The following is a 26,581-nucleotide window of genomic DNA, read 5'->3' as shown; positions in this document are numbered from 1 at the left end:
TCATTCCCCAAAGGAAATTGCATGGTGCAGAAAACCACAAAAGCCACCAGCCTGCCAATCATTACTTGGTCCGGCCAACGCGTCACCACAACGGAACTGCTGGCGCGGCAGTATGGCGCTCAGGCAAACAACATCACAAAGAACTTCAACCGGAACGAAGATCGCTTCATCGAGGGGCGGCACTTCTTCCGGCTGGCGGGTGCCAATCTGCGCGCTCTCAAAGACAGGATGACTGAAAGTCACTCAGTTACAAGCCGCCATACCCGCGAGCTGATTCTCTGGACAAAACGCGGTGCGGCCAGGCACGCAAAGATGTTGGAAACCAATCAAGCATGGGACGTGTTTGAGGCGCTAGAGGAATCCTACTTCGAGCGAGAAGAGATCCAGGGGGCACCCAGACGGCTTAGCACCGTCCGCGACCGCGTGCCTCTCCTCATAGATTCTGTGCTGATTATGGCCCGCCATCGCATTTCCTTGCCATTTATTTATCGCGGCCTATCCCATTACGTCGGCGTAGATCGGTTTCGGTCAATGACGTTCAGCGACGTAGCCAAGGCGCATCAATTCGCTGAGCGAATACTCACCGGCCAAGACACAGATAACGATTCGCGGCAGTTGCAATCCAACCGCGCCGGCCTGCTCGGCCAGCAAATGCAGCTTGAACTCAATCCGCCTCATTTGTTAGATTCACTTGACAGAACAAAACCATTGGCTGTAAGATTCAACTAACAATTAACAGCTAACATCTTAATCCGAATGCCTCCACGTTGAGAGGGCTTGAATCCTGCAGAGCCAGGTATGTAGGATGTTCATATAGATCAATTTAAAACGAAAGGATAAAGAAATATGCAAAGCAAGAAATCCGAGTACGGATAAAACAAAGCCCCAAACTGCATATGCAAATTTGGGGCTAAGCAAAACCAGATGTTCGAGCATCTGCCTTTAACTCAGACAATCTAAGGGATAGAAAATGTCTAAGAAACTTATTGCTGAAAATAATCAGCAAGGAATTCCTACGTCTACAACAATACCAAAATGCCATATTTTGGTCAATGGTATTAATGATACACCCGTAGAAGAAAAGAAAAACGCATCGCAGTTCACTGACGGATATACAGCCGCAGCAGTTTGGTGGAATGAGTTTTTGGAGCGCAAAGAAGCTGCGGAGGGATATTTCTTCTATAGCAATCTTCGCGAGTCTATACCGCCCCTACGCTATGAGGCTCAGTGTCAATTTCTCGACGCAATTGGCGAGCTAATGGTCTCATGGATGGTATCAGGTGAGCCGTCCAGCATCCGCAGCTTCGGCCCTGCGTGCGTCGAGTTTACAAAGCTCTCGCCAGAAGGCCAAGACGCCCAAGTGGACGACAACGGCTCACCGCTAACTAACCTGGCACTCGCCATGGAGCGCGAAAACACCGCAGCAATTTATAGCCTAAACCTCAAAACCAACGACAGACTAGCCATTGTTAGCGTTGAGGATGCGGCTTTTGAGGTCTATAGGCCGTCTGAGTTTGATCGCATCGAGCAGCTAGGACTACCTGGCTATGCAGAGCGCGCATTACTCAAGAACAACGTCGAAACAGTTACTCAGCTCACCGCAATGACAGTGCTTGATCTATTGAGATTAGACGGTGTGGCAGGCAAAACCAGTAAAGCCATCGAAGCGTCTCTATCATCTAAAGGCCTGACCCTGTCTCCTGTAGGAGGCGCGGCATGATTGCAACCAAACTACGCGACGAGCTTCTGGTCGCCAAGCTTGCCCACGACCATATTGAGGCTCAGGCCAAAAAGCTTTCAAGTCATCCAGGCACAAGTACCGCCAAAAACATTATTCACGACATCATCGAGGCAGCGGATTGCGCCAGTCAAACAGCTCTAGCGGCTCTACAGGATTTCGATGATGGAGTTAAGCCGCAGCCAGCTACCCTACCCGCCCCCGCAAAGCTACCTTTTGATCCAAGCCTCGCCGTGGCATACGGAACCAGCATCGATCTGAATCTCGCTCTCGCGCAGATACGCAGTGTGATGGCCGTCATAAACGCTAACGGCCAAGCAGGATTTGGAAAAATAGATCACTTTGCTCTGCTTGTAGCTGCAGCAGAAATCATTGAGCATCGCTGCGAGACCATGGATGAGGTCGAAACGGTGCTGAATGATGTGATGGAAAAGGAGGCCGGCAATGACTAAGTTCTATCTCCACTGCCGTGATGAAGGCCACACAACCATCTTTAATGACAGCGAAAGAGCGACCGACGATAACGGCAAGTCGGCGCTAATGGTCAACCCAGACGCTACCGCCACGACCATCATCGATGCTGCACTCGTCAGGGCTGAGCGCATAGAGCAAATCACTGCGCCCTTTCACTTCATCGATCTCGGCAGCTTGGATGACCTACCCAGCAACGTTATTCAAGATTTCTTGTGTGCAGTAAACGGCATGGGCCATGAGGTTGCCCGTCTACTAATAGCGGCACAGAGTGTTGCGGCCATAGAAAAGAAGGGAGCAAAGCAATGAGCACAAATCAACAACCCACACTCAGCGCCGTTGATATTGAAAGCCGTGCTTGGCAATTAAATGAGCTTTTCAGGGTCATTGACGAGACATACCCAGGCATCACCGACGGTGGTATATCCATCTCCACCATCGCGCTGCTCGGTAGTGATCTTGCGACCGAACTGGCTGAGTATGCTGGCGATCAGCGCCCCAATATCTTAGGCATGGCATCACCGCCCCCAGCTGTACCCACCAAAGCCAATCCCGAGGATATGGGAGCAAGCTATCAAAAGACGATAGAGGCAGTGGAATTGCTCGCACAGCGGATTTTGACAGCCGACCTTGATCTTCTTGCTGTGGCCGAAAAAAGAGCCATTGAGGATGCGCTAAAGGCTTTGACTATCCACACAGATGGCGCGGCTCATGGCTTCTTTGGGGGTGTGCTATGAACTGCGATTGCATAAAACGATTGGAAGCCACGGTGAAGGACTTCCATCAACCCGAAGTTAATGCGCCCATCGAGTCCGTTCGTTGCCAGAACATCATGTGGACGTTTGGCAAGGGCGGCGGCGAACACATCGGTATCCCATTTAGAGTGAAGGCCGACGCTGTGGGCTACCGAAGCGCAAAAGGCAAGGAATTCTCGGTGAAAGCCTCCTACTGCCCGTTCTGCGGTGTTTCCACAAAGCAGGAGTCCGGCGATGAATAATACAGAAATAGCTAAGCTTCGCGATCACCACAATGACCTGCTAAATGCGCTTTTAATTCTGGAGTTGATATGTGAGGCAACTCCCTGCTCAAAACGTGAGGATGGGCTAATAGAGCTAGGGAAAATGGCTATCGGCAGCAAGATGGAGCTTCTGAGCGACCTTATTCACAAAGCGGAAAAAGGAGGCCAGCATGAAGCGCTCTAAGTCAATTCGCCCCGAGGCCAAAATCGCAATCGTGCAGCAGTCCCGCAACCGCTGGAAGAGCGATGCTGGGGACTTTGCCCTAGCGCTAGACGCTGCCAGCTTCACGCTATTACACGGTGACCGCAAGCAGCAGATCGAAGCTGCCAACGCCGCTCGTGGACTAATGGCCGCCAAGGGATATCCGGTGCGCAAGTCAGAAATGCTGCACTTCACCGTTAAGGCCCGTGTCGCCGGGATGGATGGCGTCCATATATGGGACGCTATAGGCCACAACGCCATAGACGTCACGCTCGATGCACTCGAAAAGTACGAAGGGCAATTCGTTTCCATTTCCGTTCGTCCGGAGGCTTGATCATGCTTAATAACAACCAACAGCTACGTGAGCTATTCACTCTGCCACCAATCCAGCCCAGCGCAAGTACCGCCCTTGCTATACCGGACATGCCACCCCAACAGACTGTCACTGGAGACCATGAAGTCGATGCCGTTCTGTGGCTGCAGTCGGTGGTAAAAACCGGAAACCAAGGCCTGATTGACAAGGCATTGGAGGCTGCCAAGCAAATCAAGACGCCCATGAAAGTGCTTAGCGACCGCTACGCTCATCACGCCAGTCAGGCGAACCCCAAAAATACGTTCGCCGTACTATTCGCCACCATGGGTTTTGGTGAGCTGGAAAAGCAAGCTAAAAGAGCAATCGAGCAGGCTAGCCGTAGGCATGAGGCCCTATCGCGCTTTGGCGACATAGATGCGCTATTTGCCAATACACCAGCGGAAGACGCATGCGTAAAGGCTCTAAACAGAGCAAAGAAAAACGACCGGAACGGATTTGTCACCTATGACGAGGAGGCAGCCGCAAAACGGTTCGCTAAACATCCAGCGCTAGTCCCCACCACTATTGACGACTGCCTGTATGCGATGGAATACAGTGAAAGACTGTATTTTTTGCGGGGCTCCACCGTCGATTATGCGGGAGACACAATACCGCAAGTTTATGCGCACGAAACGTACTGCTTTACCATGATGGCCAGCATTCAGCCACGCGACGAGCAAGAAGCCATGCGAGCATTTGAATATCTGCAGAAAGAAGGTAGAGACCAGTGGAGTGACGCTCCGGCAATCTACCGCAATCTGATTGTCAGCGGCTGGACTACTCGGGAGGTGGCGGCATGAAAAGCATAAGAGACAGGTACGAACCTTTCGTTCTTGGCACCCTGCTGCCCGCGACAGCAACTCACGCCAAAGCCATAGGCGCGCCCCCGAACGAAGTGGTGTTTATATCCTTTTTAGCGCTGGGCGCTATCTTGCAGGACGAGGGCTTTAGCTGCGAGCACCTGTGCTCTGCCCTACTTGAAGTTTTTAATGATACGCACGGTACGCAGGAGGGTTCGCAATGACTAATATCATTACCGGCAACAACGCCGTCACAATGACCAGTCTGGAGTTGGTGGACTTTATCAATCAGCACCGCAAGGAAGCGGCGAAGCAAGAAGGCAAGCCTTTTCCATCCGATGAGCGCCCTCAGCTGACGCATGCCAACTTTCTCGCGAAAGTGCCGAAGGTGCTAGGGGAGACATCTCATTCATTTGAATGCGATCTTCCGGATAGCTACGGTCGACCAAGAGCAGGCTACCGCTTCCCGAAACGCGAAGCTTGCCTTATGGCCATGTCGTATAGCTACGATATCCAGGCCGCGGTCTTTGATCGTATGACGGAGCTTGAGCAAGAGCGCTCACGCCCCCTTACTCAGGCTGAACTAATCCAAGCCCAAGCCACCTATCTAGTCGAAATGGAGCGCAAGCAAGCAGAACAGGCTCAAGTAGTCGCGCGAGTCGAACAACGAGTCGATGATCTGGTGGAATACCAGCTCATGAGCAAGCGACCCAGCAACGCCGAAGCCATTACACATATCCGAAAGCGCATGTTTGCCAAGTACGGCATTCCAGCTCACGTCAGCGATCAGGTAATGCGGCAACTACCGTACAGCCCAAAACCAGCAGGTATGGTTAAAAACTCGCATGACGAAGCGGAAGGCAGCAGCTATGCCGTTTATTGGACTAAAGACGTCAATACAGTATTTAAGCTGTTTGTCGCTGAATGCAGCCAGGCAACGCCTGCGTTTGTGACTCACCCTTTTATTGAGGGTAAGTTCCGTCTGACGCCTGGTGTCGCTGGAATTGATGAAGGTGTGACATGAGCCCTAAAGAAGCTGAAACGGCCCTAACGCTGCAGCAAGTGGCCGACAGGCTTGGCCTGTCGTATCACACCATTTTCATGAAACGAAAAAGCATCGCCTTCAGGCTCCCAGGGTCCCGCGTGTGGCGCGTATGGCCATCAACCCTTGCTGAATTATCTAAACCGCGTAACAATCTGATTCGATTGTCGCTGCGGGGACAGGAGAGTCCATGTCAATCCGCGAAAACAAAAAGACCGGCATCTGGTCGGTCGACTTCTACACGCCAGGCGGCGAAAGAGTTAGACATACTGCTGGCACAACCAGTAAAAAAGCAGCGCAAGAATACCACGACCGATTAAAGGCCGAGTATTGGCGCGCTGAGAAACTAAATGAAGGGCATTCATACACATTTGATGAGGCTGCCCTACAAATGCTAAAGCTGTCCGAAGGGCAAAGCGACTACGAGACAAAGAAGCGGCATGTCCAGTACTGGCGCGAAGCTCTTGGTGGCAGCAGCCCCATTCGATCTTTAACCTCCGGCACGATTATGCAAAATCTGCCAACGCACACTACACACGCGCACCGCAAGCCCACACCGTTAACACCGGCCACAAAGAATCGTTACCTGTCTACAATTCGGCGCATATTGAATTTGTCAGTCGAATGGGGCTGGCTCACCCACGCCCCCAAGATCGGCCGATTCAAAGAGCCTAAGCAGCGGGTTCGCTGGGAGCCACAGCCAGTCATTGCCGCATTAATAACTGCTATGCGGCTACCTTGGATGCGTGACGTCTCACTAGTGGCCGTGGCTACTGGAATGCGTGAAGACGAGTTACTCGGCTTGCTCCCGTCTGATGTAGACCTTTCACGGTCGACGGCTTGGGTAAGAGCTGAGAATGCTAAATCAGGGTATGCGCGTGCGGTACCGCTAAACGCCGATGCAATCTCTGTCATCAAGCGCAGGCTTGAAACTGCTATCACTTATGTGTTTGAGCGCCCCCCGTTGAAAACAGACAAGCCGATCAAGATCAGTCAGGTGGACGACCGTGATTTAAAGCGAGCCTGCCGAGCTATCGGGATTGAAAACTTCCGCTTTCATGATTTCAGGCACACGTGGGCAAGCTGGCATGTACAAGCCGGTACGCCGCTAATGGTGCTTAAAGAATTGGGGGATGGGAAACAGTAGAGATGGTGCAGAAGTATGCGCACTTGGCTACCTCGCATTTGGCCAGTCACGCAGACGTAGTCAACTTTTGGTCAAACGAGCCTGAAAAACAAAAAGCGCTACCGGCTAGGGTAGCGCTAAGTGCTTGATTTACTTCAGTTCGATTGGTGGGTCGTGCGCGATTCGAACGCGCGACCAACGGATTAAAAGTCCGGTGCTCTACCAGCTGAGCTAACGACCCGACCGAAGAATTGAATTATGCACGAAATCGCATAGGTGCGTCAAGCCCTTTTTTCAAAAAACCTTAAATAAAGGCATTTATTTTAAAAAATCGCGATTTAAGGCGAAAACTGACGTTCAGTACACTCAATGAAATAAACAAAAAATGCCGGTTTCTGAAGTCAGAAACCGGCATAGATCAAAAGCTGTTTCTACATTAAAGCTTAACGCGCACGGGAGATCCGGACCTCGGCACCCCGACGTTTCACCTCCAGGCCCTCGGAGGGCAGAATCTTCAAACCCTCAAGACCCTTAATATAGCTGGAGCCTTGCATCTGCATCACACGAATTTTGTTGCGCATGACCTCTGGACTGCATTCCGGCATGCCGAACATCCAGACTTCTTCGAGCAAACGAGCCGAGTTGAATTCACTGGTATTGAGTACCGCCGGCCCTAAACAAAGCATGTGTCCTTCCCGTCCAAACACAGGGAGTCGGTCCAGGCCCGCCTTGACTGTCCAGGTAGTACCCCCTCGTAACGCCACCCTGTAGCGAGGTCCCACCAAGCATTGCCTTCAGGCAGATAAACTTCCATTTCATCTCCGGGCCGCAAGAACGGAGCGACAAGTAAAGCCGACCCCAACATATATTGGGTATCCCACTCGTGAGCATAGGCATCTAATGGAAACTCCAGAGCCATGGAACGTTGCACGGGAAGGCCGCAGCGTACAGACTCTTCGATAATACCCAAAACATAGGGCACTAGCCTATAGCGCCACTGCAGCCAGTGGGCCACGAGCTCTCGGGTTTTTTCATCGAAAGCGCCCGGAAGCAGTTCAGGAATGCCTTGAAAACTAAAGTTCGCCGAAAACACTCCCATTGCCAGCCAGCGAATATAGAGTTCGGGAGTCATGTTTGTGGTGGGCATCACAGCATTGCCCAGTTTGTGGGTTTGCGCAGCAATGCCGCTGTTGCCCAAGGATAAGGCGGTACGCAAGGTGTGTTCGAGACCTGCCCAGTCATTGGTAATATGCGGGCCCGTTTGCAGTGAATAGCGCTGAGCGCCCGGGAATAAGTCTGAGGACAGGACCACCCCTTCCTGCGGTGTTTTGTGGCCTGCAAAAGCCTCGAACAAAGCCTGCCGCACCAGGATTGGATAGATCGTGCGCAAAAGGGCTCCGGACTCTCCACCCCGCGCGGTAATGGTATCGGGAATATCAAACTCGGCGCTACAGATGGGCGCTCCGAGACCTTCGTCAAAGACCTGGCGCTGGCGCTCCGACCATAAGCGAAACGCATCTTTATGACTAAGATCTAAAAGAGCAAAAGGTTGCCCGCCTGTCGTTTCGTTACCTGCAAACAAATGCGCTTCACCGCTGTCATCATCAACAAGCAGCCAGCCTCTGTCTTCCCACTCGTCAAACAAGGCTGTACCTGCCAGCACGCCTGGAAAAGTACGACCAGCCAGTTGCACCTGCTGCTCGTGCGCCTTGGCCGTGATGTCCCGTATATCGGGAATGCGCTGATCATCCCATTCGAATAAAGGACGGTCAGCGGAAAATCCATACAGCGCCGGCCCCGACAGCGCCACACCATCCAGGCCCATTTGTGCTTCGCGCAAGACACGAAGCAAATCGAAAGTCTGACTTGTGGGCTGTCCCGGAGCCTGCTCCAGCCAGACTCCCATAGGCCATAAGCCTGGCTGGCCCGCCCTGCCAGTCAATGCGCTGTATTGATTAAGAATCTCGGTGGGCGCACCGGCGAACAGGAACACATCAAGGACGGTAGCTTCGACACGAACCTGATAGAGATCACTGACTGTGCTTGCCACATCGTGATCAACGCGCTGCAAGGTGTTGATGTAGACACCCCACCCTTTAGTGCTCCACAGCAAAGGCAGGCTTCTGTCGCCAGGCTTATCGGAGCGTACCTGTATTCCGCGGCGCCTTAGCTCAGTGCTGCTTTCGCCAAGGCCAAAGAGCTCTTCATCCTCGTGTAGCGTAAAAGCAATTTGCCATGCGCCGGTATCATCCGCCGGAACTTGAGCCACACCTGAATCGGCTACCTCTAGCAAGATATCCTCACCACGCCGCAATAGCAGCGAAAAAGGCGAGTGTCTAAGTTCGAGCGTGCAGTCACCTTGCTCTAGACGCCAACCTTCGTCGGTTTTTATGTCTTCTTCAAGGGCAAACTCACCCACAGCATCTTCGCGTGCCAGCAGCATTTCAGCATATTGCTGTGCGCGAAGCGAAATACGTTCGGGCTGTATATGTTTAAGGGCGCCGAAACGCAGGCGGAAAACGCCCGGCGAATGCGCTTCAACGCGTAAAATGTGATCGGCCTCCGATGCTTGAAAATCAGCACACGAAGGTTTGATAGCGATGTTACTCAGAAGATTAAACAATTGCGTCACGTCATCAGAGTGTGTGTTGGACGGCACAGTGCGATCCCCAGGGCAAAGCCCAAAAATTCTAATAAAGGTACTATTCTGACGTATTTGTGCTACAAAAGAAAATGTAGCCTATAAACCAACGTAGAACCCCTCGTTATTTGTACATTATCGCAGACCTATCGCTCGCGATAAATCCCTCTCTAGCACGCCAGGCTCATTACACAGTTGCGCAGCCAACTCTTCTGCGCATAATGCCGCCCAACTAAAGCCATTCGACCCATAGCCGCTGTTCAGCCAAAGCCCTTCTGCGCCTTGGGCAAACACTGGCAAACGATCACTGGTAGCGGCCCGCTGCCCAGCCCATCCGCCAATTGCCCTGAAGCGCTCTGCCTTTAACTGGGAACGCCAGCGCCCAAGAATGTCTTGTATATGCTGATGTCCGGCTTGGGTAACTTGAACTTCGTCCGTTGCGTGACCATACGTGCTCCCTCCGACTCGTACACCGTCCAGCGCGGGAAGTAGATACCCATCACCTGCTAGTATGACAGATGGAGAAAGCTGAAAATCAGTGTTGTCGTAAAAACTGACCTGGCCAGGCAGGCTCATCATGCTCATGAAGCGTGTGGCATGCAAATGGGGCACAGCCTTCAGAGCCATGGCAGGCGCGGAAATTGCATTGCATAACACCACACATTCAGCAAACAGCCATTCCGCGTGTTTGGCAGTGCCGGCCTCATGCAAATTTAACTGCCACCCGCCCTCTTGTTGCATCAAATCATGCACTTGAACCGAATACGTATGTATGCGAGGCAGGCTCAGCAAGCCGGAAATCAGCATCTCTGGATCGGCCAGCGTAGCCTGTGGATAAACAAGCCCTCCAAAAGGCAGAGCAGAACCCAACAGTTCTGAAAGCTGCCCCGCATCCGCATAATGAACCCAGCTTTGGGGAAAGCCCATGGCCAAAACCGCCTTTTTCATTGCGGCATCATCTTCTCGCGTGGTGGCGGCAGTGATAGTGCCCGCCCTATGGCAGGCGCCAGGTGCACTTTCCTGCCAGTAACGTTTTGCCAGCAGTAAACCAGCCCGACTTAAACGAGCTCGTGGCGCATCGTCACTCGTAACAATAGGGGTCATAGCCAATGCCCGGTGGCCCTGATGAGAGGCCCCATTCCCTCGCTCCAGCACTGGATCCAACACCTTTACATCGATGCCGCGACGCGCCAGGGCAGCAGCGGTTGCCGCTCCGGCAATTCCCGCTCCCACGACCGTCACACAAGCAGGAGGAACTCGCAGCGCTGAACCTAAATTGGGTCGAAGCTGCGCTCGCATCATTTCGCGTTTTGATGCAAAGCCAGGCGCTTTCTCAACCACAAAACCTGCATCTCGTAAATCGCGCCTGACTTGACCGGCACAGCACCAGCTTGCCGCTGTCGCACCAAAGGCTGATAAGCGCACCAATTGCCCGAACAGACGCCGGGACCACATTTCAGGATTTACGCGTGGCGAAAAACCATCGAGATAAAAAGCGTTGACCTTAGCATTCACCAGTTTGGCTTTTTGGCTGATATCGCCAAAGACCAGGGTTAGCGTTAAATTCTCGGCCTCGAAACTTAAGCGATGTATGCCTGGCAATAGCTCAGGCCATTGCTTCACCAACTGCTCGACCAGGGGTTGAATAGCAAGAGGACTGCTGTCCAGCATACGCCGCAGATCATGCTTATTAAAAGGATGAGCCTCAAAGGCCAGATAATGCAGCCGAGTGCAGCGCAGATCATCTTCACGCCATCGCGCCCAGGTCGCCAAAAAATTGTTGCCCAGACCGAATCCCGTTTCACAAATGGTGAAGCTATCTTGGTGCTGCCATCTTAGTGGCAGATGGTTACCGCCTAAAAAAACATGTTCAGCCTGTGCCAGGGCCCCCGCGGCTGAATGATAGACATCATCATAGTTCTGGCTTTGGGCAATCCCCGACTCATTGAAGCCAGGCTGCGCTGCAATCAGGGGCTGAAACCTTGCAGTCATAGTTATCAGGTCTAATAGAAAGTTTTATGTGCAGAACTTCGCCGTACAAACGACGCAGCCCTCACTTACAATAAAATAAATCGCCATCCATAGCGAACGCGTCTCGATATGTTCGAGCAATTGTTAATTACTTAGTTTCGGGCTTTATTTATGCAATCTTTACGTCTACCTTTAAGTGACAGTCTGGAAGCCGCAGTTAGCGCCGCTGTGGCTGCTGCTGGCATTTTACAGGCTCACGCGGGTAATCGCAGCGAACTCATCATCGACACTAAGGCTCGCAACGACCTCGTCTCTCAGGCAGACCGCGAAGCCGAGGCTGCAACCATCGAAATTCTTCGCGAACGCACCCCACAATTTGGCATCGTCGCCGAAGAAAGCGGCGGCGAAAGTACGGGTCTTGCGACCTGGTACATCGACCCCCTCGATGGCACCACCAACTTCCTTCACGGCATTCCCCACTACGCTGTATCCATTGCGCTGATTGCCCACAAAGGCAGCATCGTAGCCGGAGACGCCCCCTCGAACAGGACACTCCCGTAATCGGAGTCGTGTATGACCCCAATCGCGAAGAACTCTTTACCGCCATGCACGGAGTCGGCGCCTGGCTAAATGGCCAGCGCATCCAGTGCTCAACCTCGAGCACGCTCTCCGAATCTGTACTGGCAACGGGATTTCCCTTTAGAGACTTTAGCTTTGCCGAACAGTACATGCCTACGCTTCATACAGCCATTACCAGCACCCGCGGCATCCGTCGCTTAGGGGCCGCTGCACTCGACCTGGCCTGGGTTGCCTGCGGCCGCTTTGACGGTTACTGGGAAATGGGTCTCGCGCCCTGGGACGTCGCTGCGGGCACAGTCATCGTTCGCGAAGCGGGAGGCTACTGCGAAGATATGTACGGCCAAGATCCCTGGCCTATTGGCGGTTATGTTTCCAGTGCAAATGCATCAATAAAAGACGAGCTGCAGCAAATGCTGCAGCCTCATTTACGCAGGCCTGAATAAACTCGGACGGGGCCAGAACCGCCCCACTTCATTTGCCTCCAACAACCACAACATCAGTTAGATGCGGCTTCTTCGTCACGTAACGTACGGCGAAGAATCTTGCCAACATTGCTTTTTGGCAGTGACTCTCTAAACTCAATGCTGCGCGGCCGCTTATAAGCGGTCAAACGCTCGCGAGACCACTGTTTCAATGCCTGCTCCGTCAGTTCAGGGTCGGATCTGACTACAAATGCCTTAACAGCCTCGCCACTATGTTCACTGGCTATGCCCACTACGGCTGCCTCGTGCACGCCCGGATGGGACATAAGCACTTCTTCGATCTCGTTGGGATACACGTTAAAACCCGAGACTAGTATCATGTCCTTTTTTCGGTCGACAAGAGTAATACGTCCCGTTTTATCCATGACGGCAATATCACCCGACTTAAAATAACCGTCGGAGGTAAATGCCTCGGCAGTCTCGCCAGGACGTTTCCAATAACCCAGCATCACCTGGGGCCCCTTGATAGCCAGCTCGCCCATTTCTCCGGGAGGAACGTCCTCATCGTTTTCTCCTAAAAACCGAACCAGCGTGGAAGGCACAGGAAAACCGATATTGCCGGAATACTCCGTCGAGTCTGTAGGGTTGGCTGTTACTACGGGCGAGGTTTCTGACAAGCCATAACCTTCGATTAACGAACGTCCGGTAACAGAAAGCCAGCGCTCTGCTACCGCTTGCTGAACAGCCGAGCCACCACCAAAACACAAAGCCAACTGACTAAAGTCCAGTTTAACGAACGATGTATTACTGCTAAGCGCATTGTATAAGGTGTTTACGGACGGAAAAATAGTGGGTGGATGTGCCCGCCAGGCTCGAATAATACTGTTTAAATCTCGAGGATCGCTGATCAGCACAATACGCATCCCCGTTTGCAGGCCCAAAAGGCCGCACAATGTCAGCGCAAAAATATGATAAAGAGGCAAAGCGCAGAGGATGGTTTGCTGAGGGCCGCTAAAATCGCCCAATACCGGATAGGCTACAGCCTTGATCTGAGCAATATTCGCCCCCAGGTTGGCATGAGTGAGACAGGCACCCTTAGGCTCTCCTGTTGTCCCGCCGGTATATTGCAGCAGGGCTATATCATCAGCGTGAATATTCGGACTGACAAAGGTGTTTTGCTTGCCCTGCGATAAAACCTGTGCGTAGCTATAGCTGCCAGGCAACTGATAAGGCTTGATCATGCGCTTCAGGTATCGCGCCGCCGCATTCACAGCCACCCCCCGTAGGCCCATACCATCACCGGCTGCGCTGATAACAATATGCCCGGGCCTTGCATGGGGCGAAAGCTGCGCCAGCACGTGCGCAAAATTCTCAAGAATGAAAATAGCATCTGGCTGACAATCTTGCAGCTGCCTCTCAAGTTCTGGCGGAGTGTATTGCGGGTTAATATTGACAACCACCATCCCAGCGCGCAACACCCCAAATAAAATGCATAGATTAACGAGCGTGTTCGGCATCATAATAGCTATCCGGCTACCCGCTTTAATGTCTTGTGCCTGCAGCCAGGAGGCAAGCAAATAAGCTTGCTGGTCTACTTCGCTGTAGCGCATTTGCGCTCCCATGAAATTCAGGGCAACACGATCCGCATGCTTGGTGCAAGCTTCGTTCAGTAAATCAACCAGGCTAACAGGTGGGTCAATACTGATTTCCGCGGGCACCCCTTCAGGGTAATAATCAAGCCAAGGCTTATGCTCGTTATTCAATGGCAGTCTCCATTCAGTGCTGTATGCATAACCCGATAATACGCTTTGTCTGACTTATCGTCTTTCGCGATAACTCCATAGGAATTGAAGATTATGAAACTGCTTGAGCCAATTATCGCGTGGCATGATGAAATCACCACGATCCGACGCGACCTGCACGCCCATCCAGAATTGGCTTATCAAGAGGTTCGTACGGCGGATAAAGTGGCCGAACTACTAGAGTCATGGGGCATCTCTTTGCATCGGGGCCTGGGCATCACCGGTGTGGTCGGCATCATTGAGGGCAAAAGCGACAATGGCAAGCGAGTAGGACTACGCGCCGATATGGACGCATTGCCAATGCAAGAGCTTAACGATTTCCCTCACGCCAGTCGCCACGAAGGAAAGATGCATGCTTGCGGACATGACGGTCACACAGCCATGTTACTGGCGGCAAGTAAGTACCTAGCTGAAACCCGCGACTTTGAAGGCATTGTGTACGTCATTTTCCAGCCCGCTGAAGAAGGTTTTGGCGGAGCCAAGAAAATGATTGAAGATGGGCTTTTTAATCTCTTTCCCATGGATGCGGTATTTGGTATGCACAACTGGCCTGGGCTGCCTGCAGGCGAATTCAGCGTGCGTAGCGGAGCTATCATGGCATCGAGCAATACCTTCAGCATAAAGATAGAAGGGAAAGGAGCCCATGGCGGGATGCCAAATCTGGGAGCAGACCCCATCATGGCAGCGGCTCAGCTGGCCATGAGCTTACAAACCGTTGTCAGCCGCAACGTCAACCCCCTTGAGCCCGCCGTACTCAGCATTACACAAATCCATGCCGGATCGGCTGACAACGTCATTCCTACCGAGGCGAGTCTACGAGGTACCGTTCGTACATTTAGTCTTGAAACTCTTGATCTCATCGAAACTCGAATGCGTGATATTGCACAGCAAAGCTGCGCAGCTATGGGGTGTTCCGTTGTCTTTGAGTTCGACCGACGCTATCCGCCCACCATTAATCATGCGGATGAAGCAGATATCTGCGCCGATGTAGTCCGGAACTTTGCGGGCGCTAGCGCACTGCATCAAGACATCTCACCTTCGATGGGTGCCGAAGACTTTTCATACATGCTTCAAGAAGTCCCGGGCTGCTATGTATGGATAGGAAATGGCGAAGGAGATCACCGTACGGCAGGACACGGGCTGGGTCCGTGCACCTTGCACAACGGCAGCTACGACTTTAACGACAAGCTGCTTCCTGTCGGAGCGACTTACTGGGTGAGCCTGGCGCAACACTATCTGAATATCAATTAATAAAACCTCGCATTCACAAATGATTTGGGGCAAGATTTACGCTTGCCGTTACAATACTGGCTCTTCTGCGTACTTGGACAGCCCGCGGGATTTAGCTGCGCGATTTCTCGGCGCGTTATTTCGGTGCCTAAGTTCGCAGGTATTTGCACGTTGCGCTATGTACCGCGCTTCAAACCTACGGAGTCATCGTGAGCCAGAACGACCATAACTGCAATCTTCCCCCAGCCGAAAATCACGCTATCCTGCGTGTTATGCCTATGCCGTCAGATGCCAACATTCATGGCGATGTCTTCGGTGGCTGGATTATGGCGCAAGTTGACATTGCAGGTTCGATCCCGGCTACTCGGCGCGCACAGGGTCGTGTGGCAACCATTGCGGTCAACGCATTTACGTTCAAGCAGCCTGTCTTTGTGGGCGATTTACTCAGTTTCTACGTCAGCATCGTCAAAACTGGCCGCACATCAATTACAGTCGAAGTCGAGGTCTATGCTGAACGCAGTCGCCTGCAAATGGAAACCGTTAAGGTTACCGAAGCGACGTTGACTTATGTGGCCACCGACGACCAGCGTCGCAGCCGTGAGCTACCACCACTCAAATAAAGGGTACTGCCTATGACTGGAAACGAGCACCAGCCAACCAGCCCTACCCCTATCACCATCGTGCGCAGACTCGACCCTGAAGATGCGCAGCAGGCCCTGCATCGTGTTCAAAACGTGCTTAAGCGGCAAGAGGTTGTCGAAACACTAAGCCAGCGACAGAACGAGGGAGATGAACGGGCAAATATACTTTCCGGGCTAACCCATCGACGGCACGAAAAGGAAATTCGCGCCATTATCAATGATCTGCACCCAGCCGACATCTCGTTTATTCTGGAATCTCTTCCAGAAACCGAACGTCAGGCCGTATGGCAACAAGTCAGCGACGTACACGATGCTGACGTATTGCTTGAGATCGAAGACTGGGCTCGTGAATCACTTATCAAGTCGATGGAGCCCGAAGATCTTATTGCGGCGGCAGCCACTATGGATGCCGACGAGATCGCCGATCTGGTTCCCGACTTACCTCCCGATGTTATTGCGGCGGTACAAAAGGGCCTGACTGAGTCCGAACGCGCCCAGTTACTTGAAGCTATGGGCTACCCTGAAGACACCGTCGGTGCCATCATGGACTTCGACATGGTCCGTGTCAGGGAAAACATCAGTCTGGAGGTCGTCCTGCGCTACCTGCGCCGCCTTCAGGAGCTACCGGACCACACCGATCAGATCTTCGTCGTTGACCGCGATGATCGCCTCAAAGGCACTCTGTCGCTAACCCGAATGCTCGTTTCAGACCCGGAAACCATGGTGTCAGCCGTCATGGCGGAAGAATACCTTAGCCTGCACCCACTTGACTCCGACTCCGACGCGGCCAATGCCTTCGAGCGCTATGACCTGGTCTCGGCCCCGGTGGTTGATGACTATGGCCGCTTAATCGGCAGGGTCACCATTGATGAAGTGGTGGACGTACTTCAAGAAGACTCGCAAGAGCAAGCACTGTCGCGCGCTGGTCTTCAGGAAGAAGATATTTTCGCCCCGGTTCTAAGTGCCTTACGTAACCGCGCACCATGGCTATTGGTTAACCTGTGCACAGCAGCTACAGCATCTTTTGTGGCCTCCCGCTTTGAAGAAACGGTTAGTCATATCGTGATCCTGGCTTTCTTAATGTCTATTGTTGCAGGCATTGGAGGCAATTCCGGCAACCAGACCATGACTATGATTATCCGCGCCATGGCCATGGGCCGTATTACTGGTGCCAATATTTGGACACTCGTTAAACGCGAACTGCTAGTCACTTTTTTAGTCGGTGCCTGTGGCAGTCTGGTTACTGCAGTCTTTGCATGGTTTATTTCCGGATCTATCGCCATTTCCATTGTCATGATGGCTGCCATGATCGGAAATATGCTGATAGGCGCCACCCTGGGTGTGCTCATTCCTATTTTGCGCGATCGTTTCGGTAAAGACCCCGCTGTAGGGTCGTCTGTATTGCTTACCTTTGGAACGGACTCATTAGGATTTTTCCTGTTCTTAGGCCTGGCGACGATATTTTTAGTTTAATCTCTTCGCTGGAAGGGGCACCTACGTCGAGTGCCGCAACACAAGGCTGTCTGTCCAGGTAATTATGTCAGCCCGGACAGGCACCAAACAATAACCCCACGGCAGTTACGCTATACAACGTAACTGCCGTGGGGTTATTCACTTAAAGCCAGTTAGGCCAGCTTACCGTGACAATGCTTGTACTTCTTCCCGCTACCACAAGGACATTCGTCGTTACGCCCTACCCGCGGCACCTCGTCGCCAGCGTCAGGCGCAGGAGCAATGCCAGGATCCTCACCGCTAAGTGCAGCGTCATAATCGGAGTGGTGGTAACGAACGTTTTCCAGAGCAGGCTCTTCAATTGCCTTCACAGCCTGTTCCTGCTCTGTAGGCTGAATACGAACGGTTAGCAACACCTTGACGACTTCGTCCCGTATACGATCCAACATTGAGGAAAACAGTTCAAATGCTTCGCGCTTGAACTCTTGTTTAGGATCTTTTTGAGCATAACCCCTTAGATGTATACCTTGGCGCAGATGGTCTAACGCTTGCAAGTGGCTACGCCACTGGCCATCAATAGCCTGCAATACCACAGCACGCTCAAAGGATCCCCAGCTTTCGGCTCCGACCTGCTCAATTTTTTCCTGCAGACGATTTTTGGATACTTCCAATACGTGATCCAGGAGATCGACCTCGGACAGCGAGGTATCGTTCTCGACCATTGCGGATAACGAGACAGGCAACTGAAGATCAGCTTCCAGCGCGTTTTCAAGGCCAGGAAGATCCCACTGCTCTTCCATGGATTCTTCAGGAACGTACTGATGGAATAAGTCGCTGACAGAAGCTTCGCGCAGATTAGAAACAATATCGCTGATGTCGGCTGACTCGAGCACATCATTACGCTGCGCGTATATAACTTTACGCTGATCATTGGAAACGTCATCGTACTGCAGTAGCTGCTTACGAATATCAAAGTTACGCGCTTCGACTTTGCGCTGAGCAGACTCAATGGAGCGCGAAACCATGCGAGCTTCGATAGGCTCGCCTTCAGGCAAGCGCAGTCGTTCCATAATAGCGCGTACCCGATCGCCAGCAAAAATACGCATTAAAGGATCTTCAAGCGACAGGTAGAAACGTGAGGAACCCGGATCGCCCTGGCGGCCGGCACGTCCACGCAGCTGATTATCAATGCGGCGCGACTCGTGGCGTTCGGTACCAATAATACGCAGACCGCCCGCCTCTTTCACCTGTTGATTCAAGGGCTGCCATTCAACCTTAAGCTTGGCAATGCGCTCGGCTTTTTCGTCTTCAGAAAGGCTGTCATCGGCGTGAAGCATAATGATTTGACGCTCGACACTACCCCCGAGCACGATGTCTGTACCCCGGCCCGCCATGTTCGTAGCAATCGTGATATGCCCGGGCTTACCCGCCTCGGCAACAATCTCTGCTTCGCGTGCGTGCTGCTTTGCATTCAGCACTTCATGGCTAAGACCTGCCTTGTTAAGCTTTCCGGAGATAAGTTCAGAGTTCTCAATACTGGTAGTACCAACCAAAACCGGCTGACCGCGTGTGAAGCAATCTTTGATGTCTTCAATGATGGCATTGAATTTTTCTTCATCAGTCTTAAAGACCTGATCATTTTGATCTTCACGAACCATCGGACGGTTGGTGGGAATAATGACCGTCTCGAGGCTGTAGATCTCTTGAAATTCGTAGGCTTCAGTGTCGGCTGTACCTGTCATCCCACCCAGCTTCTCGTACATACGGAAGTAGTTCTGGAAAGTGATGGAGGCGAGCGTCTGGTTTTCGTGCTGGATCTGTACCTTTTCTTTGGCTTCAACGGCCTGGTGCAATCCATCAGACCAGCGTCGGCCTGCCATCAGGCGCCCTGTGAATTCATCAACAATAACGACTTCATTTTCCTGCACTACATATTGCTGATCGCGGAAAAACAAGTTGTGGGCACGCAACGCCACCATCAGGTGATGCATCAGCGAGATATAGCGTGGATCGTACAGAGAGGCACCTTCAGGAAGCACCCCTATTTCAACCAGCACCTGCTCAGCACGTACATGACCGGCTTCGGAAATATGAACCTGCTGTGCCTTTTCGTCGACCCAGAAATGCCCCTCGGGCTCTGGTTCGTTGGGCTTAGGCTCTTCAGCCATGCGTGTCAGCATGGCGGGGACCACATCCATGGCCCGGTAGAGCTCAGTATTATCATCGGCCTGGCCGGAAATAATAAGCGGTGTACGGGCCTCGTCGATAAGAATTGAATCAACCTCATCGACAATAGCGTAAAACAAGGTGCGCTGGCGGCGATCCTCGGCGCGATACTCCATGTTGTCGCGCAGATAATCAAAGCCAAACTCGTTATTGGTACCGTAGGTTACGTCAGCTTGATAGGCAGCCTTTTTCTCTTCGTTGTCTTGCTGGGGCACAACTACCCCTACAGACAAACCAAGAAAATTATAGAGACGACCCATTTGCTCGGCATCGCGGCGCGCCAGGTAATCGTTAACCGTAACGACGTGTACGCCTTTGGAAGCCAAAGCGTTCAGATAGACAGCCAAGGTGGCCATCAGGGTTTTACCCTCACCCGTACGCATCTCGGCAATTTTTCCATGATGCAATGCGATAGCGCCCAGCATCTGAACGTCGAAATGCCGCATGTTAAACACCCGTTTGCTGGCCTCTCGCACTACAGCAAAGGCTTCAGGCAACAGTGAATTCAACGACTTCCCGTCACTAAGACGCTGTCGAAACTCTTGTGTTTTGGCGCACAGATCGTCGTCGCTAAGGGACTCGTACTCGGGTTCGAGTGCATTGATCTGCACCACCTGTTTACGATACTGTTTAAGCAACCTGTCGTTGCGGCTACCAATGAGCTTTTTAAGCAATGAAACCATTCTTGTGTCGTTGATGTGAGTGTTTAAGCACGCCTTGCAACGCGCTGACTCCCATTCCTATCTGAGCGTTAAAGGGAAAGCAGCAAGAAAACAATAGAGTTTAACGCACCTCTGCGCTAATCGCTTGATTCTGCAACATCGCTATGAGCCAACATGGATTCCGAATCGGTGCTGCGGGGTAAAAACAAAGCAGGATCAACAGGTTGCCCCGCCATCCGTACCTCGAAGTGCAAATGCGCCCCCGTAGTACGCCCGGTATTACCTACCCGTGCCACTAACTGCCCTTTTTCGACAACGTCGCCCAAGCGCACATTAATGGATGATGCATGAGCATAACGTGTAACGAGGCCGCTGCCATGATTAATTTCAACTAACTTTCCATATCCCGGCACATATCGGGCTTCTGTGACGATACCACCCGAAGCCGCAGCGATCGGTGTGCCGACCGGAGCGGCGAAATCCATGCCTTCATGCAGTGTATGCCGGCCGGTCAGCGGATGACGGCGCCAGCCAAAGGAAGAGCTGCTGTAGCCTGCGTCAACAGGGTGTATGGTAGGTACAACAGCCTCGCTGCCGGCGCGCTTGGCCATCACCATATCGAGCATGGCTACCCAATCTTGCTGGTTGGACAACTGGGATGCCAAGGAGTCGAGCTTGCGGCCCAGCCCCTCAGCATTCCAGTCAACCGGTGCACTGGCAAATAAATCGTTGTCGTCTTGCGCGGCAGAGGCCATGGCCGCCATTACTTCAGGATCTGTATAAGAGACCCCGGCAGTCTCAGCCACCCGTTTGCTGAGACTGTCCATTTGAATTAACTTGGCTTGCAGATCTCCTACACGCGCAGCGAGCTGGTTCATGGTTTCACGCACGTAGGCGGAATCTCGGGAAACTTGTTCGCTCAGTATTTTTTCTTGCTCTATGCTTAACGTAGGACGACTATTTAACTGAGACTGAACCAGGGCACCTGCCACAGCGGAAACACCCAGACCAATAACGGTAGCAATGACGATAAATAGGGTTCTTAACCCTTTAGCGGTAGAATCAGTTAAGCACTTCTGCTTCGATAGCTTCACACTAACAACCTCTGTAAATGACACGGCACTATTTTAAGAAAAACCCCAGTCGCAGCAAAAAACCCGCTGAACTAGCCATAAGCTGGCTAGGTAACGATCAGCAGGGTTCGCATGTGCTGGATACTGCCCGGGCCTATCTGGCTGCCGAGCGCATCATTGCCAACGTTTTAACTGGGGCATTGGGCCGCGAATGCAAAGTGGCCCATATAGAAGGACAACATTTAACTCTTGCAGTTCCATCGCCCGCCCATGCCGCTAAACTTAGGCAGCTTGCGCCGACCGTGTTACGAACATTAAATCAGGATGGTTGGAACCTTAGCGAGATTAGCGTCCAGGTGCAAGCCGCTTTGTATAAAAGCGTGATCAATAAAGCACCTAGAGAAATCAAAGCTATAGACGCCAATGCTATTGAAGCATTTAAAACCTTGCAGGCTTCACTGGCGCCGGGCGCCTTAGCAGACGCCGTTGCTAAACTTGTAAAAAATCACAGCTAAGCACGAGCTATTGCGCCAAAGAATAAGGTTAACGCAGAAAGCGGATTAATTACACCCTGTTCAGGCAAATTTCCATTCTCGTGTATAGGCGGCAGCTGCAGGTTCTTCATGATCGTATGTGACTAATTCCCAACTATCCTGAGCCGCAAGAAGTGCCCGGGCAAGCTGGTTATTAAGGCCGTGACCTGATTTACATGCCACGTATCGGGCAATAAGAGGATGACCGATCAAGTACAAATCGCCGATAGCATCGAGAATTTTATGCTTGACGAATTCATCTTCATAGCGCAAGCCATCAGAGTTAAGAACCCGATACTCGTCCATGACAATAGCATTATCCAGACTACCCCCACGAGCCAAGCCTACTGCACGCATCGCTTCGACCTCGCTCGCAAACCCGAAAGTGCGCGCACGTGCGATAGTTTTCACGTAAGAATCTTTTGCGAAATCAATCTCAGCAAAATTTGCAGTAGCGTTGATGGCAGGATGATGAAAGTCGATAGAGAATTGCAGCGCAAAACCTTCATATGGCTCTAAGCGAGCCCATTTAAGTTCGTCGCCTTCACCCTCTGATACCTCAATGGTTTTCAATACACGCAAAAACTTTTTCGGTGCGTTTTGCTCTTCGAGCCCAGCAGACCGGAGCAGGTAAACAAAGGTGCCCGCACTGCCATCCATAATGGGCACTTCTTCTGCAGTTAAATCTATATGAATATTGTCTACGCCCAACCCAGCAAGAGCCGACATCAAATGCTCTACCGTTGACACGCGCACGTTATCTTTTTGCAAAACAGAAGCCATTCGGGTACCACCTACCATGCTTGCCTGAGCTGGCAGATCGACGACTTCGGGCAAATCGACACGATGAAAAACAATCCCCGTATTGGGGGCCGCAGGACGCAGCGTAATTTCTACGCGACGGCCCGAGTGCAGGCCCACACCTTTGGTGCTGATTACTTTAGAGATTGTGCGCTGACGTAACATTGGCAGTTTATTCATTAATTACAGTTATCACCCTAGATTGTAACCGGGATTTGATTGTTTCCTGACCTATTAGTGTAAGGAATCGAAAATCAACCGGGTTCATGCACGCTAAACCACCACGCATGCGAGATGCGGAGCTCCCGAATCGACACAACTTATCGTTCGCGTCCAGCGTACCCTGATGCCCAGGGTACGCTGAAGTGCGAGAGTCCACGCGCTAATCGGGGGAAGCGCGTTTAACTGACAGGCTTAGTCGGCCTGCTTGCGCAAAAATGCAGGGATATCGAAATGATCCATACCCGCTGTTTCTAATGCACGCACTTGCGCAGACGCCTGACTACGGGGATTACGAATAACTGCCGGAACATCAGAGTTGGCATAGTCAAACTCGGACACTGGCTGATTATCGGTACCTGTACGCAAAACCTGCTCGTTATTTTGTACCAGCTGAGGACGCGCCTGAGTGCGGCCAAGACCTGTGGCAACAACTGTCACCCGCAGTTCCTCACCCATGCTTTCATCGTAGGCTGTACCAAAGATAACCGTAGCGTTTTCAGCAGCATATCCACGAATCGTATCCATGATTTCACGCGTTTCGCGCAATTTCAAGTTACGGCCCGAAGTGATGTTTACCAACATGCCACGCGCACCATGAAGGTCAACGCCTTCAAGTAGCGGGCAAGCGATGGCACGCTCAGCTGCTTCACGGGCACGGCCTTCGCCAGAGGCTACCGCAGTACCCATCATTGCCTGGCCTTGCTCACCCATAATCGTTTTAACGTCTTCGAAGTCAACGTTTACGTTACCTTCTACATTAATGATCTCGGCAATACCGGCGCAAGCATTATGCAACACGTCGTCAGCGGCTTTAAAGCAATCTTCCTGAGTCGCCTCATCGTCCATTAAATCGTATAGGTTTTCGTTTAATACGACGATGAGCGAATGCACGTGCTTCGTCAGCTCCTCAATTCCGTCTTCTGCCATTTTCATGCGTCGGCCACCTTCAAACTCGAAAGGCTTGGTGACTACACCGACGGTCAGGATACCCAGTTCTTTAGCAACTTCTGCCACTACCGGGCCGGCTCCTGTACCCGTTCCACCGCCCATACCAGCGGTAATGAACACCATGTGTGCACCGTTTAAGGCAGCACGAATTTCTTCACGAGCGGTTTCAGCCGCTGCGCGCCCTTGATCAGGTTTGGCACCAGCACCAAGCCCTGAACGTCCCAGACGAATCTGCACAGGCGCTTCGCTACTGCTTAAGGCCTGTGAGTCGGTGTTAGCGCAGATAAAATCCACACCTTGCACACCAGATCGGATCATGTGGGTAACCGCATTACCGCCGGCGCCACCCACACCTATTACCTTGATAACAGTCGAATTGCTGTTCGTGTCTAGCATTTCAAAGTTCATCATTGTTGACTCCCTCACATGTACATAATGGCAAGAACAGTCTTGCCGCCCCGATACTGCAAAATTTAGAATCGCTTCACTAACTATGCCAACTTCAAATTCGCAGCATTATTGAAACGCCTCCCGGAAAAATCCTCGCTGTCGTATTCGGTGATAGCCAGGATTTTTTCCAAATTAAAGACCAGGCTTTAATTCATAAACCACTCTTTCATGCGTGCTAACAAACTCTTCACGCTTCCTTTTTGCTGCGCTACTTTACGCCCCCGGGCATGCTGCACCCGGGCCTCGGTCAATAGACCCATTACTGTAGAAAAGCGTGGATTACGCATTACGTCGGCCAAACTGCCGTTGTATGCGGGAACCGCCACGCGAACCGGTTTTAGAAAAACGTCTTCGGCGAGCTCTACGATGCCAGGTAACAATGCTGTTCCGCCTGTCAGCACGATGCCCGACGACAGCAAGTCTTCGTATCCTGATTCACGCAAGCTCTGCTGCACAAAGGAAAACAGCTCTTCGACACGAGGTTCAATCACAGCGCCCAGTGCTTGTCGTTTAACCTGGCGATTGGGCCGATCACCCAGTCCGGGAACCTCGATCAACTCTTCGCTATTGGCAAGCACTTGCTTGGCCAGGCCAAAACGCAGCTTGATTTCCTCGGCGTCAGGCGTCGGTGTACGCAACATCGCCGCAATATCACTGGTAATTTGATCGCCAGCGATAGGAATCACATCGGTATGACGTATGGCACCACCCGTATAAATCGCAATATCTGTAGTACCACCGCCGATATCCACCAAAACAACACCCAGTTCTTTTTCGTCTGACGTCAGGCAAGAAAGGCTGGAGGCCAGTGGCTGCAGAATCAGGTCATGGACTTCCAGCCCGCAACGCCTTACACACTTAACGATATTCTGAGCGGCGCTAACAGCGCCCGTCACGATGTGTACACGTACTTCAAGACGTAATCCGCTCATGCCAATGGGCTCGCGAATATCTTCCTGAGAATCCACAATGAACTCTTGTGTCAAGACATGCAGCACTTGCTGATCCGTTGGGATATTGACAGCTTTAGCTGTCTCCACAACCCGAGCCACGTCGGTAGCTGTGACTTCTTTATCTTTAACAGCCACCATCCCACTGGAGTTGAAACTGGTGATGTGGCTGCCTGCAATACCCGTATAGACCTCACGAATTTTGCAGTCAGCCATGAGTTCGGCTTCTTCTAATGCACGCTGTATCGAGTTAACGGTTGTTTCAATATTGACCACTACCCCTTTACGCATCCCCTGCGACTCATGCTGCCCCAACCCCAATACTTCGAAGCGTCCTTCGGGCAAAATCTCAGCCACTACCGCCACCACTTTGCTGGTGCCGATATCAAGTGCAACGATTAAATCTTTGATGTCACGCGTCATAGCTATTATTTCACTGGAGTAGGTGTAAGCGGGGCCAAGGTAATGGCAAACCCGTTGGTATATCTTAAATCTGCACTTGCCACCGCCCGATCCCCCAGGCGTTGAAGTAATGCAGGCCAGGCCTGTACAAATCGCTCTATGCGCGCGGCAAAAGGGAGTGCCCCCGAACGGCCATGTGGATCCGCAATATCGGCAGCAGGATCTCTACCTAGGTTCAGACGCATTCCATCAGACAACACGACTTCCCACGCATAACGTGGACTCAGAGTGACTTCTCGAATGTTCAACCCCATCGGAGCAATCCACCGGGCCACTTCGGCATAGCGTTGAACCACCAGGCGCTCGGAAAAGCTCGGTCCATTTAATTGCGGCAGAGCTACGTCGTCACTCAAAACGGCTTCATTTCCTGCAAAGGCTTCGCCCCAGGTGTTGATCATTTCGTTTTCGTTCCAGTAAGCCAGCGGCTGCTGCTCTTCGATACGCACTAACAATGTATTTGGCCAGACCCGTTTCACCTGAGCACGACGTACCCAGGGTGCCGTCTCCATCAGCTGGCGAGAATTATCCAAATCAATCGTAAAAAAATTGCCTTTCAAACGGCCCGCTACTGTTGCGTCCACTGCCGCCGGGGTCACGTAACTGAGCGTTTCGTTGTGAAGTGCCTCTATCTGTACACGCTGAATCGCAAAGTAAGGCTGTCTAATTGTCCAGACGATGACGCTTACCAACATTGCAGAGACGGCCAGAACCGCCAGCACATTTGCAATAAAGTTAGTAAGGCGGGCATCAGCGAACATAGAGGTCCC

At 52.1% G+C, this 26,581-nt stretch carries 24 protein-coding genes, 1 tRNA gene and 2 pseudogenes; 17 read left to right on the top strand and 10 right to left on the bottom strand.

Features of this window, described 5'->3' with window-relative positions:
• Window positions 1-21: 21 nt before the first annotated feature.
• The 12 genes from L1889_RS03675 (at window position 22) to L1889_RS03620 (ending at window position 6,770) form a co-directional block, all read left to right on the top strand.
• Complete coding sequence (locus L1889_RS03675; RefSeq protein ID WP_238663930.1) at window positions 22-729, top strand: ORF6N domain-containing protein; 708 nt, start codon at window positions 22-24, stop codon at window positions 727-729.
• Window positions 730-970: 241 nt separating this feature from the next.
• On the top strand, window positions 971-1,720 hold the full coding sequence (locus tag L1889_RS03670) for a hypothetical protein (protein ID WP_238663929.1): 750 nt from the start codon (window positions 971-973) through the stop codon (window positions 1,718-1,720).
• Entirely contained in the window at window positions 1,717-2,190 is a 474-nt protein-coding gene (locus L1889_RS03665; protein ID WP_238663928.1) for a hypothetical protein, read from the top strand. Before L1889_RS03670 ends, L1889_RS03665 begins: the two co-directional genes overlap by 4 nt.
• Window positions 2,183-2,518, top strand: a complete 336-nt coding sequence (locus tag L1889_RS03660; protein WP_238663927.1) for a hypothetical protein — start codon at window positions 2,183-2,185, stop codon at window positions 2,516-2,518. Before L1889_RS03665 ends, L1889_RS03660 begins: the two co-directional genes overlap by 8 nt.
• Window positions 2,515-2,946, top strand: coding sequence for a hypothetical protein (locus tag L1889_RS03655; RefSeq protein WP_238663926.1), 432 nt, complete (start codon window positions 2,515-2,517; stop codon window positions 2,944-2,946). Before L1889_RS03660 ends, L1889_RS03655 begins: the two co-directional genes overlap by 4 nt.
• 20 nt (window positions 2,947-2,966) lie before the next feature.
• A complete protein-coding gene (locus L1889_RS03650; RefSeq protein WP_238663925.1) occupies window positions 2,967-3,206 on the top strand; it encodes a hypothetical protein in 240 nt (79 codons plus the stop codon).
• Window positions 3,199-3,411, top strand: coding sequence for a hypothetical protein (locus L1889_RS03645; protein WP_238663924.1), 213 nt, complete (start codon window positions 3,199-3,201; stop codon window positions 3,409-3,411). The genes L1889_RS03650 and L1889_RS03645 overlap by 8 nt, the downstream gene beginning before the upstream one ends.
• The gene (locus tag L1889_RS03640; protein ID WP_238663923.1) at window positions 3,398-3,763 is read left to right on the top strand and encodes a hypothetical protein; all 366 of its coding nucleotides are present in this window, start codon (window positions 3,398-3,400) and stop codon (window positions 3,761-3,763) included. Before L1889_RS03645 ends, L1889_RS03640 begins: the two co-directional genes overlap by 14 nt.
• Before the next feature lie 2 nt (window positions 3,764-3,765).
• Window positions 3,766-4,581 (top strand): hypothetical protein, encoded by an 816-nt coding sequence (locus L1889_RS03635; RefSeq protein ID WP_238663922.1) that lies wholly within the window; start codon window positions 3,766-3,768, stop codon window positions 4,579-4,581.
• Window positions 4,578-4,805 carry a hypothetical protein gene (locus tag L1889_RS03630; RefSeq protein WP_238663921.1) on the top strand — a complete coding sequence of 76 codons (228 nt, stop codon included), beginning with the start codon at window positions 4,578-4,580 and terminating at the stop codon, window positions 4,803-4,805. Before L1889_RS03635 ends, L1889_RS03630 begins: the two co-directional genes overlap by 4 nt.
• On the top strand, window positions 4,802-5,605 hold the full coding sequence (locus L1889_RS03625) for a hypothetical protein (RefSeq protein ID WP_238663920.1): 804 nt from the start codon (window positions 4,802-4,804) through the stop codon (window positions 5,603-5,605). Before L1889_RS03630 ends, L1889_RS03625 begins: the two co-directional genes overlap by 4 nt.
• 208 nt (window positions 5,606-5,813) lie before the next feature.
• Complete coding sequence (locus L1889_RS03620) at window positions 5,814-6,770, top strand: tyrosine-type recombinase/integrase (RefSeq protein WP_238663919.1); 957 nt, start codon at window positions 5,814-5,816, stop codon at window positions 6,768-6,770.
• 144 nt (window positions 6,771-6,914) lie between these two features.
• Here the strand turns inward: L1889_RS03620 and L1889_RS03615 are convergent.
• From L1889_RS03615 to mnmC2, 3 genes and pseudogenes are all read right to left on the bottom strand, one after another.
• Window positions 6,915-6,990: transfer RNA gene (locus tag L1889_RS03615), tRNA-Lys, on the bottom strand.
• 202 nt (window positions 6,991-7,192) lie between these two features.
• Window positions 7,193-9,408, bottom strand: a pseudogene (locus L1889_RS03610) (glycoside hydrolase family 31 protein).
• 117 nt (window positions 9,409-9,525) lie between these two features.
• Window positions 9,526-11,382, bottom strand: coding sequence for a tRNA (5-methylaminomethyl-2-thiouridine)(34)-methyltransferase MnmC2 (gene mnmC2 / locus L1889_RS03605; RefSeq protein WP_238663918.1), 1,857 nt, complete (start codon window positions 11,380-11,382; stop codon window positions 9,526-9,528).
• Window positions 11,383-11,532: 150 nt separating this feature from the next.
• Here mnmC2 and L1889_RS03600 point away from each other — a divergent pair.
• Window positions 11,533-12,383, top strand: a pseudogene (locus L1889_RS03600) (inositol monophosphatase family protein).
• Between the two features lie 53 nt (window positions 12,384-12,436).
• On the opposite strand, the gene L1889_RS03595 reads toward L1889_RS03600, so the two are convergent.
• Entirely contained in the window at window positions 12,437-14,125 is a 1,689-nt protein-coding gene (locus tag L1889_RS03595; protein WP_238663917.1) for an AMP-binding protein, read from the bottom strand.
• A 93-nt stretch (window positions 14,126-14,218) separates the two neighbouring features.
• Between L1889_RS03595 and L1889_RS03590 the strand changes: the two genes are divergently transcribed.
• The 3 genes from L1889_RS03590 to mgtE all read left to right on the top strand — a co-directional run bounded on the left by L1889_RS03590 (window position 14,219) and on the right by mgtE (window position 17,508).
• Complete coding sequence (locus tag L1889_RS03590) at window positions 14,219-15,415, top strand: M20 aminoacylase family protein (RefSeq protein WP_238663916.1); 1,197 nt, start codon at window positions 14,219-14,221, stop codon at window positions 15,413-15,415.
• A 251-nt stretch (window positions 15,416-15,666) separates the two neighbouring features.
• Window positions 15,667-16,014 (top strand): acyl-CoA thioesterase, encoded by a 348-nt coding sequence (locus L1889_RS03585; RefSeq protein WP_238663965.1) that lies wholly within the window; start codon window positions 15,667-15,669, stop codon window positions 16,012-16,014.
• 12 nt (window positions 16,015-16,026) lie between these two features.
• Entirely contained in the window at window positions 16,027-17,508 is a 1,482-nt protein-coding gene (gene mgtE / locus L1889_RS03580; RefSeq protein ID WP_238663915.1) for a magnesium transporter, read from the top strand.
• A gap of 152 nt (window positions 17,509-17,660) precedes the next feature.
• On the opposite strand, the gene secA is transcribed toward mgtE, so the two are convergent.
• A complete protein-coding gene (gene secA, locus L1889_RS03575) occupies window positions 17,661-20,396 on the bottom strand; it encodes a preprotein translocase subunit SecA (RefSeq protein WP_238663914.1) in 2,736 nt (911 codons plus the stop codon).
• A gap of 116 nt (window positions 20,397-20,512) precedes the next feature.
• Complete coding sequence (locus L1889_RS03570; protein WP_238663913.1) at window positions 20,513-21,469, bottom strand: M23 family metallopeptidase; 957 nt, start codon at window positions 21,467-21,469, stop codon at window positions 20,513-20,515.
• Window positions 21,470-21,486: 17 nt separating this feature from the next.
• On the opposite strand from L1889_RS03570, the gene L1889_RS03565 reads away from it, so the two are divergent.
• The gene (locus L1889_RS03565; RefSeq protein ID WP_238663912.1) at window positions 21,487-21,963 is read left to right on the top strand and encodes a DciA family protein; all 477 of its coding nucleotides are present in this window, start codon (window positions 21,487-21,489) and stop codon (window positions 21,961-21,963) included.
• A 60-nt stretch (window positions 21,964-22,023) separates the two neighbouring features.
• On the opposite strand, the gene lpxC is transcribed toward L1889_RS03565, so the two are convergent.
• From lpxC to L1889_RS03545, 4 genes are all read right to left on the bottom strand, one after another.
• Window positions 22,024-22,947 (bottom strand): UDP-3-O-acyl-N-acetylglucosamine deacetylase, encoded by a 924-nt coding sequence (gene lpxC, locus L1889_RS03560; protein WP_238663964.1) that lies wholly within the window; start codon window positions 22,945-22,947, stop codon window positions 22,024-22,026.
• Between the two features lie 249 nt (window positions 22,948-23,196).
• Entirely contained in the window at window positions 23,197-24,363 is a 1,167-nt protein-coding gene (gene ftsZ / locus L1889_RS03555; protein WP_238663911.1) for a cell division protein FtsZ, read from the bottom strand.
• A 185-nt stretch (window positions 24,364-24,548) separates the two neighbouring features.
• The gene (ftsA, locus tag L1889_RS03550) at window positions 24,549-25,775 is read right to left on the bottom strand and encodes a cell division protein FtsA (RefSeq protein ID WP_238663910.1); all 1,227 of its coding nucleotides are present in this window, start codon (window positions 25,773-25,775) and stop codon (window positions 24,549-24,551) included.
• 5 nt (window positions 25,776-25,780) lie between these two features.
• Window positions 25,781-26,572 (bottom strand): cell division protein FtsQ/DivIB, encoded by a 792-nt coding sequence (locus L1889_RS03545; RefSeq protein ID WP_238663909.1) that lies wholly within the window; start codon window positions 26,570-26,572, stop codon window positions 25,781-25,783.
• Window positions 26,573-26,581 lie beyond the last annotated feature (9 nt).

It is taken from the genome of Paenalcaligenes niemegkensis (assembly GCF_022230885.1).
Classification (GTDB): Bacteria; Pseudomonadota; Gammaproteobacteria; order Burkholderiales; family Burkholderiaceae_B; genus Paenalcaligenes; species Paenalcaligenes niemegkensis.
Note: the sequence above shows the minus strand (reverse complement) of the source record. Positions and strands in the feature narration are given on the sequence as shown.